At 46.6% G+C, this 17562-nt stretch carries 13 protein-coding genes; 7 read left to right on the top strand and 6 right to left on the bottom strand.

The window, feature by feature from the left end:
• The first annotated feature begins 60 nt into the window (after window positions 1-60).
• Window positions 61-888: a methyl-accepting chemotaxis protein gene (locus NYE45_RS01345; protein ID WP_340015282.1), complete on the top strand. Its 828-nt coding sequence runs from the start codon at window positions 61-63 to the stop codon at window positions 886-888.
• Between the two features lie 161 nt (window positions 889-1049).
• On the opposite strand, the gene NYE45_RS01340 is transcribed toward NYE45_RS01345, so the two are convergent.
• On the bottom strand, window positions 1050-1868 hold the full coding sequence (locus tag NYE45_RS01340; RefSeq protein WP_340015281.1) for an endonuclease/exonuclease/phosphatase family protein: 819 nt from the start codon (window positions 1866-1868) through the stop codon (window positions 1050-1052).
• A gap of 283 nt (window positions 1869-2151) precedes the next feature.
• On the opposite strand from NYE45_RS01340, the gene NYE45_RS01335 reads away from it, so the two are divergent.
• Window positions 2152-3927, top strand: coding sequence for an SWIM zinc finger family protein (locus NYE45_RS01335; protein ID WP_340015280.1), 1776 nt, complete (start codon window positions 2152-2154; stop codon window positions 3925-3927).
• A 5-nt stretch (window positions 3928-3932) separates the two neighbouring features.
• On the top strand, window positions 3933-6953 hold the full coding sequence (locus NYE45_RS01330) for a DEAD/DEAH box helicase (protein ID WP_340017288.1): 3021 nt from the start codon (window positions 3933-3935) through the stop codon (window positions 6951-6953).
• Between the two features lie 145 nt (window positions 6954-7098).
• Here NYE45_RS01330 and NYE45_RS01325 read toward each other — a convergent pair whose 3' ends face one another.
• Complete coding sequence (locus NYE45_RS01325) at window positions 7099-7623, bottom strand: hypothetical protein (protein ID WP_340015279.1); 525 nt, start codon at window positions 7621-7623, stop codon at window positions 7099-7101.
• 320 nt (window positions 7624-7943) lie between these two features.
• On the opposite strand from NYE45_RS01325, the gene NYE45_RS01320 reads away from it, so the two are divergent.
• On the top strand, window positions 7944-8627 hold the full coding sequence (locus tag NYE45_RS01320; RefSeq protein ID WP_340015278.1) for a type 1 glutamine amidotransferase domain-containing protein: 684 nt from the start codon (window positions 7944-7946) through the stop codon (window positions 8625-8627).
• Between the two features lie 105 nt (window positions 8628-8732).
• On the opposite strand, the gene NYE45_RS01315 is transcribed toward NYE45_RS01320, so the two are convergent.
• The 4 genes from NYE45_RS01315 to NYE45_RS01300 all read right to left on the bottom strand — a co-directional run bounded on the left by NYE45_RS01315 (window position 8733) and on the right by NYE45_RS01300 (window position 14118).
• Window positions 8733-9692 carry a 2-keto-3-deoxygluconate permease gene (locus NYE45_RS01315; protein ID WP_340015277.1) on the bottom strand — a complete coding sequence of 320 codons (960 nt, stop codon included), beginning with the start codon at window positions 9690-9692 and terminating at the stop codon, window positions 8733-8735.
• 6 nt (window positions 9693-9698) lie between these two features.
• On the bottom strand, window positions 9699-11156 hold the full coding sequence (locus NYE45_RS01310) for a family 1 glycosylhydrolase (RefSeq protein WP_340015276.1): 1458 nt from the start codon (window positions 11154-11156) through the stop codon (window positions 9699-9701).
• Between the two features lie 48 nt (window positions 11157-11204).
• A complete protein-coding gene (locus NYE45_RS01305) occupies window positions 11205-13133 on the bottom strand; it encodes a beta-glucoside-specific PTS transporter subunit IIABC (protein ID WP_340015275.1) in 1929 nt (642 codons plus the stop codon).
• Between the two features lie 151 nt (window positions 13134-13284).
• Window positions 13285-14118: a PRD domain-containing protein gene (locus tag NYE45_RS01300; RefSeq protein ID WP_340015274.1), complete on the bottom strand. Its 834-nt coding sequence runs from the start codon at window positions 14116-14118 to the stop codon at window positions 13285-13287.
• Window positions 14119-14432: 314 nt separating this feature from the next.
• Here NYE45_RS01300 and udk point away from each other — a divergent pair, with 314 nt between their 5' ends.
• The 3 genes from udk to NYE45_RS01285 all read left to right on the top strand — a co-directional run bounded on the left by udk (window position 14433) and on the right by NYE45_RS01285 (window position 17125).
• Complete coding sequence (udk, locus tag NYE45_RS01295; RefSeq protein ID WP_017691162.1) at window positions 14433-15065, top strand: uridine kinase; 633 nt, start codon at window positions 14433-14435, stop codon at window positions 15063-15065.
• 112 nt (window positions 15066-15177) lie between these two features.
• On the top strand, window positions 15178-15507 hold the full coding sequence (gene csaA, locus NYE45_RS01290) for a chaperone CsaA (protein WP_340015272.1): 330 nt from the start codon (window positions 15178-15180) through the stop codon (window positions 15505-15507).
• Between the two features lie 346 nt (window positions 15508-15853).
• Window positions 15854-17125 carry an S-layer homology domain-containing protein gene (locus NYE45_RS01285; RefSeq protein ID WP_340015271.1) on the top strand — a complete coding sequence of 424 codons (1272 nt, stop codon included), beginning with the start codon at window positions 15854-15856 and terminating at the stop codon, window positions 17123-17125.
• The last annotated feature ends 437 nt before the right edge of the window (window positions 17126-17562 follow it).

The raw sequence follows: 17562 nt of genomic DNA, 5'->3' as shown, positions 1-17562 counted from the left end.
ACCGATATAGATAGTAGGCTGAAAAATTCCACTTTTTGTATCGGGAAGGAAAGATGAACATTGAATACTCTTGAATCTCTGGTAAATGCTATGCCTTTTGTTAGCCAAATGTTCCGCGACGACATATCCATATCCATTAATGATCATGAGAAAGTATTGTATTTTTCCGAAGCAAAAAGTCTGGAGATTGGCGTAAAGGTTGGGGATGAGCTGCATGATGATTATAAAAACTTCAAAATGCTCACCAACAAAGATTCCCGTACCGTGGCACGTATGCCTGGTGATCTGCAAGGCAGACCTTTCGACGCCATCCTTATTCCCATCAAAGAAAACGATCAGGTCGTGGGTATATTGGGTGTGAACTACGCACTGGATAGCCATATGACTCTCGAAAATCTGATTCGTGAAAATGAAACAACCATTAATGCGCTCGTCGGCGGAATTCAGCAGATTGCGGCACATTCCGAAGAACTCTCCGCGACATCGGAAGAGATTCTGCGCAACTCCAAAAAAGCTTCAGAGAACTCGGTCAGTGTAAGTAAAGTAACAAACGTCATTCGTGAAGTATCGGAACAAACCAACCTGCTTGGACTCAACGCCATGATAGAGGCAGCCCGTGTGGGCGATCAGGGAGCCGGATTCGGTGTGGTTGCCAGTGAGGTACGCAAACTGTCCGATCATACGAAACAAGCAGCATCTGATATTGAATCATCTCTCAGCAGTGTACAGGATTCCATGAAACATATGGAGCAAGAGATCGGTCAGATTACAACCGCAACGGTAGATCAAGCCAAGCTCGTTACCGAGTTCATGGAAAGTATCGAACAGCTTAGTGAGACAAGTGCGAATCTGAAAAAGTTTGTACATCAGATGCTGGCGCTCGAATAGTAGTCCAGTTCCGCAGAACCAAGAAGAACAAACCATATCACAAGTACATAGGAAATTATGTTTGAATGCAAAAAGGCCTCCGGCTACACTTCCCTTTACAGGAACTCAACGGAGGCTTTTTTCGTATTTGAGGCGATATCCTTTTTATAGCCGTATGGCTGTTATATCTCTACAGCGACGCCAAAATGGTCTGACACGACAGGTCCGTTTTTACCGTTCAAGACCACGGTGGAAGACTTGGCCTGGATTGGACGATTGGAGAAAATATAATCGATCCGCAGATCGCGTTTGTTATCTGCCCAGCCGGCAATGGCCTTCACCACGGTTGCTCCGTCATCCTTTTGCAATGCTGTGGTGTACAGGTCGTTCCAGCCTTTGCTCATCATGTAATCATAGCCTTCCCCACGCACTTCCGCGACATTATTGAAATCACCCATCATATATAACGGCTGATTCATGTAGGGGGCAAGCTTGCTCTCCGTCATTTCCCACTGGCCCTTGAACGGTTCCTGCGCATCATCCCACCAGTTGTAGTGTCCATTTACAAACCAGGTTGCTTCCCCTTGGACGACCGTCTCAATCCCAACCATTTTGCGCGTACGGTAATTGTTATAATCCCGCATGTGGGACACGTATTCTCCAAAAGCCTGCTTAATCGGCGTCCGGCTAAGGATCGCCAGTCCTTCGTCGTATTTTTGGAACCCGACATGCGCGTTAATCCACGTCCAGTAATATTGCTCGGTCAACTGCTGGAGCAGGACGTAGGCATAGTTATCTTTTTTAATCACAGCATCCGATTCAGTAGCATAATACATCTTCAGTTCTTCCTGAGAAAGCGCCGCTTCCTGCATGGATTGGTTGACCTCCTGCATGGAAATCACGTCGAATTGATGTGTATTGATAAAATCAGCCAGCTGACTGATCTTGTTCAGTTGATTCTCTTCCGCCCAAGCGTGTGTGTTTAACGTAAGTATTTTCATATGCTCTCTCCTGTTGTGTGTAGTATGGCCGTTTCCCCGGCCTGCATCGTTCCTGAAAGGAATACATACCATAAGCATACACAATATGGTGCAATCATGCATTCCGTCTGCTATCAGAACCGACGTGTTCATCCTGATTCCTGTTGGTCTAAAATAACTTCAAATTCTTCATAACCCATGCACGGAGTGGCTCATAACTGATATGATGGATACATTAAATTCACAACATAACGTTATAGACGTGGTGATTACTGAACCTATGTTTACCCCAGGAGATGGAATGATGAACATACCGAATAACATGAGGATGGATGATGCGCAGTGGCAACAGTTGATCAGGCAGGTTGCGGAGCATTTTAATAACCTGACGATCATGCGTGGATTCCAATATTATAAACAGAAACGTGTCGGACCATTAACCTATTCCGAACAACAAGGGATCTCGGCCGTTGTACAAGGATCGGAAGAGTATGAGGTCACCCTTAGCATGCAATCTCTGTCTACCAGTCATTGTACCTGTCCGGTGAGTTCCCTATGCAAACATATGACTGCTGTATTGATGAGTTATGCCGAGCAACTGGAGCGACCTGTGCATGCGATTGTGAATGCGCACTCCAGTACCGCCCTTAAACAAACAACCAAACCCGTTGGGGCCATGGCCGCAGGACCATCCAGCTATGCAGATGCCGATGAACAGCAGGATATGGATGTTCCGGTTAACCAATACAGCCAGATTAAGGAGCGTGCAACAGAGCTGGCCGATCTTGGAATCTCGGAATGGCATGAGCTATTTCACTCCTCTCTGAGACGGCTGGGTACCGGCACAGCAAACACATCCTACGTGCAGGAAGCAACGGACGAGCTATATGCCATTAAGCCAAGGCTGTCTGCTGCGATGGACCAACTTTTTGAACTGCATGTACAGCTGTACCTCATCCGATTCTGCGTGCCTCCGGCCCGTAATTCAATTACGCATACCCCCGTGTACTTGAGCTACCCTGCCCAGCTGGCGGTGGATGCACTTCTGAAAGGCATCGATCGGATCTTTAACCATCAGCTAGACCTGTCGGGTCTAAAGGGGAAAAAGCTTGAGCAACATTGGAACAGACTGGCCGAAACCTCGGCCTATTTACGTACACATATGATGTCTGAGACGGCAAACATGATGTTCTTCACGCCGATCTATCGACAACTATGGTTGAACTGGATTGTGCCTGAGCTTCAAGGTGCGCCGGACATGCTAGCATCGGAACAGGCTATCTTAAATAATATAGAGCGCGGTATAATCGCCGCTTCGACACCTTCCCCGTCAGGTGAAAGTGTCTTGGGTGGTGCTCAAAGTAATGGAAGTAGTAGTGAGAGAACGAGCAAAGCTGTAACACTCCCCTTACCACTGGTACTCGCCCAGAGCTGGATGTACTTCCATTTGGGGCAGGATGATCAGGCATGGCAACGACTCGTCCATGGAAGCTCCGCCTATGGCATCCCGCCAGAACATCTGTTGCATTTTCTCCATGTACTCACAGATTCGGCTGAATGGAATCGGCTTGGGGATTGGTTGGTACAACTTGGCCCCCTTCTGGCGAATCGGCGTAACACACCTTTGAATGATTACATGCATCTGTGGGACACGGCCATTCAACATCTGCCGGATGCAGAGAACCGCATGTGGGACACGCTTGTCAGCATGCTTCCCCACTCCCGCCCTGCTTATGAAGATGCCATGCATTCTCGTGGTCAGTGGCGCAGGTGGATTGATTTTCAGCTGAGCACAGGGACGGAGCCTCTCGAATTTCGCGTAGCAGTACTGCAACCGATTGAAAAAGATGCACCTGAACTACTGCTCCCCTTCTATCACCAGGCGGTGGAGCGTTATATCGGACACAAGAACAGGGACGGATACAAAGCAGCGGTGAAGCTGCTGAAACGCCTCTCCAAAATCTATAAAAAGTTGAAGCAAGAAGCGCACTGGGAGCAATTCATCACCACACTCGCCGTTCGTAACAGTCGGCTGCGCGCCCTGCAGGAAGAGCTTCGGAAAGGTAAACTGATCTCATGAGCTTAATTCATCCTTACACTGAAACGATTGAGGTTCACGTCGCTTTAACCGGATATGGCGATGCTTTATTTTACGGAGCACTCAACACGCACCACTTTGTATCGGGACAGTCGCTTAAGCAGCGGTTATTCGCCTGGCATGTGCCTTCCTTCTACGGCACCGAACTGGAAGTTCGGCAGATTGAGGAGATTGAGCTGGTTGTTCTGCCTGCGGAAGAAGTCATTCCCTTCTTCGCCGAGATGCATACGCTGCTTCATATTGAATGGAAGTGGGACGAGCAAGCGGAACATCTGATTCGATTGGCTCCAGCCCTCGCAGCCTCCATTGAGAAACGCAAATACGTGCCCAGCTTTGAAGCCTACCGTGCAGGACAGCTTCAGTGGACCTGGGACCCGGACAACTTGAAAAAGCAGGATCGAGCATCGCTTACCAAAGCGATTCAGCAAACGGACGAGAGCTATGCCGAGGGACTCGGGGCGACCTACTCTGCTGCCGTATTCCAGCGCTGGTATAGTTCGGAGGAAGCGGCAACCGATCTGCGGCGTGAATTCCCGCAGTTGTTCCCAGAGCGTGGGACTCTCCCTAAGACAGCCGGAATGGATGCCCAGTCCTGGCTCGTATCCATTGGCTGGAAAGCAGATGCCGCACCATTCAGACCCATGCTGCAGTTGCAGGAGCCAGACGAAGATGAACCATCTTGGCGTCTGCGATTGGTATTGCAGAACAAGCTGGATGCCGCCGTATTGGTGCCCGTCATGCTGGATTCACGCGGCAGGCTTGAAGGGGAATGGCCCGAGGTATGGACACCGTTCATTCTGGATCGCTCCGCCGGATGGCTGGATCAGCTTCGTGCACATCTGCCGCGTCTTGGAGGTTCCATTAGCGGCAGACGGGATGTACTGAGTGACCCTTTGGGAGATCAGGAAGCCTGGCAGTTCCTGACGCAGGATAGCGGCAGGTTACTGGCGGCGGGCTGGCAAGTCCTACTTCCAGGTTGGTGGGAAGCAGCACGTAAGAAGAAGCCAAAGCTGCGCGCTAAGGTGCAACCGGAGGAAGGCAGTGAGCGAGGCCAGTCGTTCTTTGGACTGGACTCGATTATTCATTTTGACTGGCGAATTGCGATTGGTGACACGGATCTCAGCGAAGATGAATTCGCCGACCTTGTTGCCCGTAATGAACGATTGGTTCGCTTCCGCGGAGAATGGGTTCCTCTCGACCCCGACCTGCTGGAACAGATACGTCGTGCCATGGGCGGTGTAGATCGGGAACAGGGACTCTCATTTCAGGATATTCTGCACTTGCATCTGCTGCACAATGAGCAGCGCGAATACCGCAACCAGAAATGGAAGGAAGGACAACAATCCGAGGAGGAAGAGCAACCGCAGGCTAATGAGAACATCCGGCTGGAGGTTGAACTTAACGAACACCTGAATCGGGTTATCGCACAACTCGGAGGTGGACAAGGCGGTGCGCCTTCTCTGCCCATCCCGACAGGGCTTCATGCCGAGCTGCGATCGTATCAGAAGGAAGGTTTTGCATGGCTTGGTTTCCTGCGCAGATTCGGACTTGGGGCATGTCTTGCCGATGATATGGGTCTTGGGAAAACCATTCAGTTCATCACGTATCTGTTACACATCAAAGAACATGAACCACGTAAGCCGGGACAAGCTCCGGCACTTCTGATCTGTCCGACTTCCGTACTGGGCAACTGGCAAAAGGAGATTAGCCGCTTCGCGCCTTCCATTCATGTCAGCCTGCATTACGGAGCACGCCGATTAAGCGGGGAAGAATTCCGGGAGCAGACGGAGCAGGTGGACATTATTATCACATCTTTTGCTACGGCTACACTGGATCAGGAAATGTTGCAGACTTATACGTGGTCATGCATCTGTCTCGATGAAGCGCAGAATATTAAGAATGCTCAGACCAAGCAGTCCCTGGCTGTTCGCAGTTTCCCGGCGAAACACCGCATTGCCATGACAGGCACACCAATTGAGAATCGGTTGTCCGAGCTGTGGTCGATCTATGATTTTACCAATCCAGGATATCTGGGCAGTGCAAGGGCATTCCAGACTCGCTTTATCAGTGCCATAGAGAAGGATAAGGATGAGCAACGGATGCAGGATCTGCAGCAATTAGTGAAACCGTTCATGCTGCGCCGGAAGAAAAAAGATCCGAATATCCAGCTTGATCTGCCGGACAAAAACGAGATGAAAACTTACATTCACCTTACGGGCGAACAAAGTGCATTGTATGACCAGTCCGTACAGGCCCTGATGGATAAAATGAAAGAACTGGAAGGCATTAAGCGCAAAGGCGCAATTCTATCGGCGTTAACCCAGCTCAAACAGCTGTGTGATCACCCTCTGCTGCTGACCAAAGAAGCCTTGCCAGAGGAACTGCCCGAAGACGGCGCATTGACATCTGCTTATGACGTGTACAGCCCGCAGGATATGGCGATGCTGATCAGTCGATCCGCGAAGCTGGAACGACTGATGGAGCTTGTCCGCGAGTTGCGGGATGAGGGCGAGCGATGCCTTATTTTCACCCAGTACATCGGGATGGGTCAGATGCTGCAACAGGTACTACGTCAGGAGTTGCAGGAGCCTGTGCTGTATCTGCATGGCGGAACATCCAAAACGGGGCGGGATCGTATGATTGAGGAATTCCAATCCCGCACATTGCCTGAGGACAAGCAGCCTTCCGTCTTCATTCTGTCCATCAAGGCAGGCGGCGTGGGTTTAAATCTGACGGCAGCCAATCACGTCTTCCACTTTGACCGCTGGTGGAACCCCGCTGTTGAGAATCAAGCCACCGACCGGGCTTACCGGATGGGTCAGACCAAGGATGTTCAGGTGCATAAGTTCATCTCTCTTGGCACACTGGAGGAGCGGATCGACGAGATGTTGGAGAGCAAACAGCAGCTTAGCGATAACATCATCACAAGCTCCGAGAACTGGATTACGGAATTGTCGACAGACGAGCTGAAGGATCTGTTCACACGGCGTCGTGACTGGTCGGGCTAACTTGGATTGAAGAAAGCAGTATAAAGACTGGGGCCACACCCGGATTAGATGTGATATATCATAAAAGAAATACAAAAAGAGCGAAGTTTCGGAATTTGAATTCCGGCTTCGCTCTTTTTGTATTGTTGCAGTCAATTATCCGTTCTTAACGCATGTTACCGATGATGGATGATCTTGAATCCTGCATTTTTTTGATAAAGTTCGTCATGACATCAAACGCTTCATTGCGCTTGTTGGACATGGACTGCAGACGAAGCATGTCCATCTGTTGGGAATTGCTCGCAGCATCAATTTGGCCTTTCAGCTTTTGAACAGCTGCTTCATCCCCGTTTTGCTGGGCTATCTGCAATTGAGCGTTCAAATCCGCGATCTGTTGATTACGGTTCTGTACCTCCTGAATTTGCGTTTGCAATTGTGCATCCAGTAATTTGGTACGTTCTTGTTGGACCATCATCAAAGCTGTTTCGATATCCATACTGCTAAAGTTAATAGGTGTTACGCCAGAGATATTGGAGACGGAAACTGTGCTCGCTGAAGCTGAAGAGACGATAGATACTGCAGCGACAGCAGCAACTACGGATGAAGCGAAAAATTTACCTGAACGTTTCATGACTGTTCCTCCGAGTCCATATGTAATATGTACCAGATTTTTGTTGGTATCTTCCGTCATTCTAAATCAAAAGTACTAGTTGTTCAATCAAATTAACTTCAAATTTGAATTAATTTCGAGATCCCTTACACACGCCTACCTCCGCTTACAATATGAGTAAAATAAACAGGGCATTATAAGTAAAAGTGCATTCTTAAGGAGCATACTTACCACCACGTTGTTCTTTCTCCTACGTTTAAAAGTCAGATTGGAGAACGACGATACGTTCATGATTTTACTTTAGAAAATGGTTATGTTACTATTGATAATAGATTTTACACAATTTAATTTTGTGATATTAAATATAAATGAATGTCATATACTTTACGGGAGGTTTTTATATGAAAAAAATATTGGTTGTTCTAACAAATGTGGATCAATACGCAACGAAGGACGAGCCTACCGGCTTGTGGCTGAGCGAAGCAACTCACTTTATTGAAGAGTTTGATCATAATGAAAATGTTCAAATCGATCTGGTTAGCCCTAAAGGTGGTAACGTACCTCTTGATCCGAAAAGTCTCGGCGATTCTCTGGATGAGAGCACCAAAGCCTATTTCGAGAACGAAACGTTCATGAACCAATTGAAAAATACGTTGAAACCTAGCGAAGTAAACGCGAGTGACTACGATGCGATCTACTTCACAGGCGGTCACGGTACGATGTGGGATTTCCCGGACAATGCCGAACTTCAAGAGCTTTCTCGTGAAATCTATGAAAAAGGTGGCGTTGTATCCGGCGTGTGCCACGGGGTTACAGCCCTGTTGAACGTGAAACTGTCCAATGGTCTGCTTTTGATCAACGACAAAACCGTTTCCGGCTTCACGAATGAAGAAGAAGCATTGGCTCAACAAACCGAGTATGTTCCTTTCCTGCTGGAAGATGCTTTGAGAGAACGCGCTGCACAATATGATAAGGCTACTGCCTTCAGCTCCTATGTCACAACAGATGGCCGCGTGGTCACCGGACAGAATCCGCAATCCAGCAAAGCGGTAGCTGAAAGTGTGAAACAACTGCTGGGTCTGTAAAATAAACCGATCGACCCCTCTTCTCCCCCCAGGAGATCATATAGATGTACAAAGCAAAACAGCACGTGATCCGTCATGACCTGACAGAACACATGCTGTTTTTTTCTAGTGATTTGTTGATGCAGAAGCTTCCGTCGCTGTTGTTCCAGCCAAACGCTTCACGATATAAGGTACGGTAACCGACGTCAGGATCACAGCAAAGGCAATCTGAGCGATAGCTGTGTCCACATATGGCGCATACGCCGGATTGAACCCGGCAGCCATCGAAGGCACCACCATGGACAATCCAGCAACCGAACATGTTGCAGCCGCAGCGTAACCGGGCCGTCTTAATATCGTGCGATCGATTACAATGAGTGGCAGCATGCAGATCAGCAAAAATAACACTGTGACCAGCAAGCCGGACAGACTGGACTGAAATGCAATACGCAGATCAATATTGGACCCAAAGCTCGTACCCAGGAAAGGCAGCAGAATCAGTGTTCCCGGAGCAAACATCTTCTGGATGTTGCTATCCAGGTTACCAAGCAGTATCCCGATCAAGAAAGGTACTAGCGTAGCAAGTACACTGAGATAATCGATACCGACGCCACTTGCCGAATTCAATATCATGACCGGAATAACCGGTACGGCGATCAGATTCAGAATACCAAACGCAGCACGATCCACATCATCTCCGTACGTGTTCATCAAGGCCAGATATAATCCCGGATTACAACTGGTCAGAACGGCAATGAAGGCTACCGCAGAAACTCCCCCGACCCCACTTATGCCAAAAAAGTGTACAAACGCCCATCCGAACAGGCAGCTGATGAGGATACGTGAAATACAGAGCACCCCTGCTCTCTTCAAAGTCACCAGAAGCTGTGACAAGTTAAGCTGTGTTCCTGATATCAGTAAAATCATGCCGATCAACACCATGGTACCTTTCGATGTGAATAGTGCTGTCGTTGGATCTCCGATCTGAAAGAACGAAGGGAAAATCGTGTTGATGACCGCAGCGGCCAGCATGGGAACGATCAGCAAGCCGCCGGGGATTTTTTTGATACGACCCAGAATGTTCATGGTGTGTTACAGTTCTGCTCCGTTGGTACGGATCACATTCTGATACCAGAAGAAGGAATCCTTACGATATCTTTTCAGCGTACCATTGCCATAGTCATCCTGATCCACGTAGATAAATCCGTACCGTTTGCTCATCTCGGAAGTCCCTGAACTGATCATGTCGATGGGTCCCCACATCGTGTACCCCAACACCTCGACCCCATCAGCAATGGCGAGTCCCATCTGTTCGATATGTTTGCTCAGGAAATCAATCCGGTATGGATCGTTGATCGTTCCGTCTTCATTTAACTTATCGTAAAAGCCCGAGCTGTTCTCCAGAATGAAGACAGGTTTTTGATACCGATCATAGACGAGATTAAGCGTATAACGCAGGCCAATCGGATCAATCTGCCAACCCCACTCGTTAGCGGGCAGATGCGGGTTTTTATATACACTGTGTACATTGCCTGCCGTTAGTTCGAGCTGCTCTGTATCACTGCTGGAAATCATCGAGTTGTAATACGACATCCCCACGAAGTCAGCCGTATGTGCGCGAATGCTATCCAGATCGCCATCCTCGATGTTCAACTGGATCTCCTTGTTTTTGAAATACGTTTTACTATAGTACGGATAATCCCCTTTATTAAGCACATCCAGATAAAACTGATTTTTCATCTGATCATCCTGCTGCATCTGAAGTGCGTCCTCTGGCTTGCAAGTGTAAGGATATGTTGTAAAATAAGCCACCATACTTCCGATCTGGTTATTCGGATCAATCTCATGAGCCATCTTGGTTGCTCTGGACGCAGCTACAAATTGATGATGCAGCCCTTGGAACAACATTTCTTCATAATTCGGAGCGTCATAATCAATGATTCCCAGCGTCTTCGCCGATGCTTTCACGCTCATGTTGATCTCGTTGAACGTCACCCAATATTTCACTTTGCCCTTGTAGCGATTAAACAGTACATCACAATAGTTTACATACAGATCGATCAACTTGCGGTTATACCATCCTCCGAACTTGTCCATCAGTACAATTGGCGTATCAAAGTGGCTGATGGTAATCAGGGGCTCCATTCCCTGTTTTAAACATTCATCAATCACCTGATCATAGAACTCTAGTGCCTTTTCGTTCGGAGCGGCATCGTCGCCACCTGGAAATACTCTGGCCCATGAAATGGAATAACGGAAGACTTTGAATCCCATCTCGGCGAACAAGGCAATATCCTCACGGAAGTTATGATAAAAATCGATCCCCCGGCGCTTCGGATATTTCACGGTATCCGGGTCATTCCTGGCCTCTTCAATCATCTCCCAATTAACCCGGATCTGCTTGGTCACCTTGCGGTCGTTCTTCTCGTTAAACTTCATCACTTCTGGAATGGTCAAGCTCTTGCCATCCACATCATAAGCTCCCTCTGCCTGACAGGCAGATAGTGCGCCTCCCCATAGAAAATCTTTTGGAAAATTAGAATTGGTCATTTTAGTTTCCTCCTGTTATTACGTGTTATTAAGGTCTTAATACAAGTTTTATGGGATCAGCTTAATTAAAGCTTCACTCTCCCGGATCGGGCCGCTGGTCGCTGTGGTCAGTACGTCTCCATACTGTTGCATGTTGGTTACCACAATCGATGTAATGGTGTTATAACCTGCTGAAGTAATGCCTTCTGGATCAAACTCCACCAATAAATCGCCAGCCTTGATTGTCTGTCCCTGTTCGATATGGGCGTTAAAATATTTCCCTTTCAGGCTGACGGTATCCACACCGATATGAATCAGGATCTCGACACCATTCGCTGCCTTCAAACCGATGGCGTGTTTGGTGCGATAAAGCGCCTCGACTACTCCGTCAAATGGAGCGTATACCTTGCCATCTGTCGGAACGATTGCAATGCCTTTACCCATCAACTCTTGGGCAAATGCCTGATCTTCTACCTCAGAGATGGGTTTGATCTCCCCTGTCATTGGACTAACGATAAGCATGTCAGAAGATGTGGATGTCTGTGATGATACGGATGCTGGAGTTACCTCTGAGGCAACGACTGTCTGATTGCTATTTACTTTATTAGTAGCTTGCTGCTTCGATTTATTCACATCTGTATCTTCCTTGATGCCAGCCAACAGCGTGAACACAAACCCGAGTACAACTGCGGCAATACAACCAATAACAACATACATGTAACGATCAGATGTATACGTGCCAATTGCCAATACACCTGGAAGTGAAATTGCATTGGCTGTTGTATGCACCAAACTGTAGAATCCACCGACTAATCCACCTGCCAGGCAACCTGCGAAAAAGGGACGTTTGTATTTCAGCGTTACACCATAGATCGCCGGCTCGGTAATCCCGAACAAAGCCGTGAATCCACTCGAAGCAGCCGCTGATTTCATCGTTTTACTCTTCGTCAGTACAAACACACCGAAGGCTGCTCCAGCCTGAGCCAAATTTGCCGCCAGTGCCGTTGGTAACAGCACGGTTGCACCCAGTGTAGCCACTTGTTGAACTTGAATCGGCATGATGGCATAGTGCATACCGAACATGACCATAATCGGTTTGAAAAATCCAAGAATTGCACCAGCAAGAACACCTGCGGTTGAGAACAATGAGTTAATGCCATTGGTCAACCAGTCACCGATATATGATCCTACTGGGCCAAGCACTATTAATTCCAGAGGAATCATAATGAACAAAACAATCATTGGGGTCAGCAGGACCTGTAGAAACTTGGGAATCACTCGGTTAACGATCGGATACACATAACTCATAATCCATACCGCCAAAATGATTGGAATGACGGAAGAGGAATATTTCATCAACAGAATCGGCATGCCGAGAAAATCAATACTGTTTACACCCGTCTCAGCAATCAGAGCCGCAGCGTTCAAAATAGTTGGATGCATTAGTCCCGCAGCAAGAGCTACAGCCAAATAGGGATTGGTTTTGAAACGATTTGCTGCACTAACAGCCAGGAAGAACGGCATGAAGTAGAAAATACAGTCCCCGATCATGTTAATGATCGTCAGGAAACCGGAGCCTTCCAGATATCCCATTGCAGTTATTACGGTAGCCAAACACTTGATCATCCCGCAACCAACAAGTGCTGGCAGAACAGGTGTGAATATACCTGCGATGGTTTCAAGTACGACATTGACGGGGTTGCGTCTCTTTTTCGGTCCACTGTCTGTAGACTCCGTAAGCTCGCCAATCTGGTCAGAAGTTAAATTCCTCACTTCACTGTAGACTGCATCTACCTTTGCACCGATGACAACCTGAATCTGTCCACCGGAATTTTGTGCCTTGAGCACGCCTTCGAGCTGATCCAGCGCTTTGAGATCTGCTTTGTTATCATCCTTCAATACGAATCTCAAACGGGTTGCACAGTGCGTCAGACCCGATATATTTTGCTCGCCGCCAACAAGATCAAGTACGTTTTTAGCCAAGTCTTTGTTGTTCATGACCCTTCTCCTCTACATCTACTGAAATGGTTATATAAAAAATGACCAAGCCGGGGAATCGTCATTCCCTACGCTTGGTCATGCCTGATCGAATCAGTAACAGTCCAATATGGATTATTCGGTTAGTTCTTTCACTGGTTCACTCAATTGGTTAGTTCGAGATTAATCGTTGGATATGCAGAATCAGATATAATTTTTCATCATCCGAACAGGTCCAGCCGTAATTGTTTTTCAGAAAATAAGCAATCTTCTCCACACAAGCGAGTTCCTTCGGGAACTTCTCCTTCACCATTAGGAACAGCGATTCATTCTCGTCTTTGAGCGATTTACCGCTCATCTGCCGCATAATGAAATATCTGATATGTGTCGCAAATCGCATAAAGTGAATGGAGTCTTCCTGAAAATCAATTTTGAGAGCATATTTGATCACGGATAGAATTTCACCTGTAACTGTGGTTACCTTGGTCGTATCCGTCATTTCTCCCGAGCCAACCTGTGCATTGACAAAGTGAAGAGCAATCAGCGTCGTTTCGGCTGTCGGCAAAGCCAGATTCGTTTGCTCCTGTATCAGCTTCAGCGCAGCCTCCCCCACCCGGGTCTCGTCCGGATAGAGTGTCCGCACTTCCCATTCCAGCGGATTTTTGATACTGATGCCTTCTCTGGTTCTGGTTAATGCAAAACTGATATGGTCGGACAGGGTGAGAAGCAGGTTCGGGTTAAATTGTTTATTCAGAATCTGACTGCCTAGCTTAATCACTTCCTCAGCGAGATATATATCCTCAATCGGAATACTGTTCAGCAGGTCATACATACGGATATTTTTCGGTGCTACGAAAATTTTCTCTACCAAGTCCGTCTCTGTCAGCTCATAGGGCGTTTTCAGAAATCCTACCCCTTTACCTACGACAAATACTTCTTCATTGTTATCATTAATGGCAATCGCCACGTTGTTATTCACTTTCTTAATAACCTTCAATGTCCTCACCCCCAGATGAAAATAAAAAAAGACCGAAAGCGATTACAGTTAAATAATCGAATTCGGTCATGCCTGGTTCGCCCAGTAACAGTCCGTGTTATGAATATATGTATTATTATAGGCCTGTTCACAAGAATGTCAATCCTCCTTTGTTAGGGAATACATGCCTCTGTAAAGCAGATGAAAAAAGTAATGCGCTATGGTACAATGAAAGAATTGTGTATTCACAGACAGACACGTGGGTAAAGGTGCTGAATCGATTGTGGATCATTGCCCTTTATCCATGATTATGCTGCCATTCTAGGGAGGCTTATGGAACAACCATGCTCATTATTGGTATCGCCGGAGGAACCGGCTCCGGTAAAACGACGGTAGCTCGCTCCGTCATAGACCGTCTGGGATCAGGTAAGGTCACATTTATATCCCAAGACAATTATTACAAAGACCAGTCGCAGCTCACACCTGAGCAACGTCGACTCACCAATTACGATCACCCGTTTGCATTCGATAATGATCTGTTGATTGAGCATCTCACCCTGTTGAAAAAAGGCCAAGCGGCGTATGCTCCCGTATATGACTTCACCATAGATAACCGTGCTGCCAATGAGACGGTTGAACTGGCACCGAACCATATTGTCATTGTAGAAGGATTGCATGTGCTGATCGACGAACATCTGCGCAGTCTGATGGACATCAAAGTATTTGTTGATACTGATTCCGATGTGCGGATTTTGCGGAGAGTACTGCGGGACATCGAAGAACGCGGACGCACGATCCAATCCGTGTACAAACAATATCTCGAAACGGTAAAACCGATGCATGATGCTTTTATCGAGCCATCCAAAAAGTATGCTGATATCATTATTCCAGAAGGCGGACATAATGAAGTAGGCATTCAGATGTTATCCATCCTCACTGAGAAATACCTCACCGGAGAGAATTGGAACGGCGCTTAACTAGCTGCAAAGCACCACAACAGAAATCCAGGTTACGATACAGCGTAATCTGGATTTTTTGTTGATTTTTCATTTATAATAGTCCCCAATAGTTGAAAGGAGATCTCCCCCTATGGCTACTTTTGAAGAATTCATGCAACATGACATCCGGGTTGGTACAGTGGTGGAAGCCGAACCCTTTCCAAAGGCTCGTATTCCCGCTATTAAAATGACGATCGACTTCGGACCACTTGGCCTGAAACGTTCCAGTGCTCAGATTACCCAACGCTACACGCCTGACATGATGATCGGCAAACAGGTCGTTGCTGTAGTTAATTTCCCTCCACGGCGAATTGCCGGTTTTGTCTCTGAAGTACTTGTGCTAGGCGGCGTGCCTGGTGAAGGCGATGTTGTCTTGCTCACACCGGATCGTCCATTGCCAAATGGAACACCGATAGCCTGAGTTTATTTTGAGTTCGAATAATATGGGCTTTTCAAATGTTTGGAAATCGAGTATCCTTGATGTATTGATTATTGGATTGACTATTGATGGAACTACATATGTTGGAGACCTTAAAGCATAAGGCTATGAATCTGCGGATTCGTGGCCTTTTTTTGTGTTTTTTGGAGGAAATATAGGTCTGGAGAATTAGTAAGAGTTCTATGCAGAGGAGGAAATATATTGATAAATCATACCAACAGCCTAGTTTTACATGGTAGAATATTGATTATTATTACAAATTTAGTATCTAGTAGCCTGAAAAGTACATATCAAGGAGAAAAATTCACAATTGAGAGGGGTAAGTATAATGAGAAAAATGATGATTTCCGGCGTAACGGCATTGGCTTTATTAACAGGGGGTATCGTAGGTTTTGGAGGCGTTGGGAGTTCTGTAGAAGCCGCACAAGCTACAACTAAATTCAAGGACGTTCCGGCTACACACTGGGCATCCTCAGCAATTAATTCGGCCGTGGAACAGGGGTATTTCAAAGGATATGCCGACGGGACATTTAAACCAAGCTCACCTGTTACCAAAGCTGAAATGGCAAGTATCCTGGGACGTCTATCCGACCAGCCTGATGCATCAGCACAAGAACAAAACAATTTCACAGACATACCCGAGTGGGCAAAGAGCGGTGTCTCTATTGCTATAGCAAAAGGTTTTATCAGCCCTTCTAATTACAAGGGGAAACTGGATGCACAAGGCGCTCTTCAACGAGGCGAAATGGCTACGTGGTTGACGCAAGGATTAACCGTCGTTGATCCTGAATACAAACAAGCACTCTCTGATGTGACGAACACCGTTGTGCCTGCAAAGGAGTATTTCACAGGAAAACTCGCAAGCGCTCAAAAAAATGCTGTAGCCGTTGCCCTGGGAACGGGACTGATGAGTGTGGCAAACGATAAAACATTTGGGGTGGATCGTACCACCACTCGGGCAGAAGTTGCTGTGTTGATCGCACGTTATGCAGCAGTTGCCAAGACAAAACCTGCCGATTTTCAGGGTCTGAATGAACTGCGAGCGGTGGGTTTGACCGGGACGAATTTGAGTATTATTGCTCCTAAGTATCAGAAAGCGGGACCAGAAAAATTTTCTGAATCGTATGATTACAGTAAAGTAACTGGAGATTTTGCGAAAGTTCGTAATCAAGAATTAGTTACAGTAACGAATTATGCAAATCTGAAGGTCAAGAACTGGATCATCGTCAATCCATATGTGAAAGAAACTGAGAGAAGTATCTATTACCCTGTTTTCGTTGATGAAAAAGATAGATTACTAAGAGGCGCTTATTATTCTTTTACAGAGTTTGATATTAATATTAAGAACTCTATGAACCAACTGCAAGGAGGAAGCCTTATTAACTCACCAACGATCAATACGCTAACCTCACCAAATACTGCAGCTTTTAGGAATTATGGAGCTAAGCACATTAATGATTTGCTTGGTCCAAAAGGAATATTTACCGTTAAAAACCCGAATTATTGGAGCCAAGGTTTATTACATTTTGACAATACCCTTAATCCCAGAGTAAATCTGATGCTCAAAGACGGAACGATTTATAACGTAGTTCCTTATTAAGTTAATGAAAAGGGAGTGCAAATGTGTGTATCAATAGAGAAATGAAGAAACTTTTAATATTATTTATAGTACTCTGTATGTCATTCCCGACCCCTTCAGTTGTTTTTGCTGGAGGGGGACCCGGAACAAAACCAGTGTTAGAAGCCTCTCGTATAGTACCTTCATCACCTGCAAAGTCTCAGAAAAAAGTAATCCCCGTTGAGGGCAGTGGAATGTCTAATATCGGCATTTATGTTTACCAGCTCGATAATTTAAGATGGAGTGTAGATGGAGAATGCAACGGCCAAACATTAAGCAATAACCTCGATACTAACAAACCAAACTCATCATTAGTTTGCGTAAATCTTCCACTAGATGCACCAAGCTACAAACCCTCTGAGTACTTTGATAGTTCAGGTCAGAGATATTCTAGAAATGAATTAACTTCAATTTCATTA

This window comes from Paenibacillus sp. FSL K6-1318 (assembly GCF_037976905.1).
GTDB classification, from domain to species: domain Bacteria; phylum Bacillota; class Bacilli; order Paenibacillales; family Paenibacillaceae; genus Paenibacillus; species Paenibacillus amylolyticus_A.
This window is presented reverse-complemented; position numbering and strand designations above follow the sequence as displayed.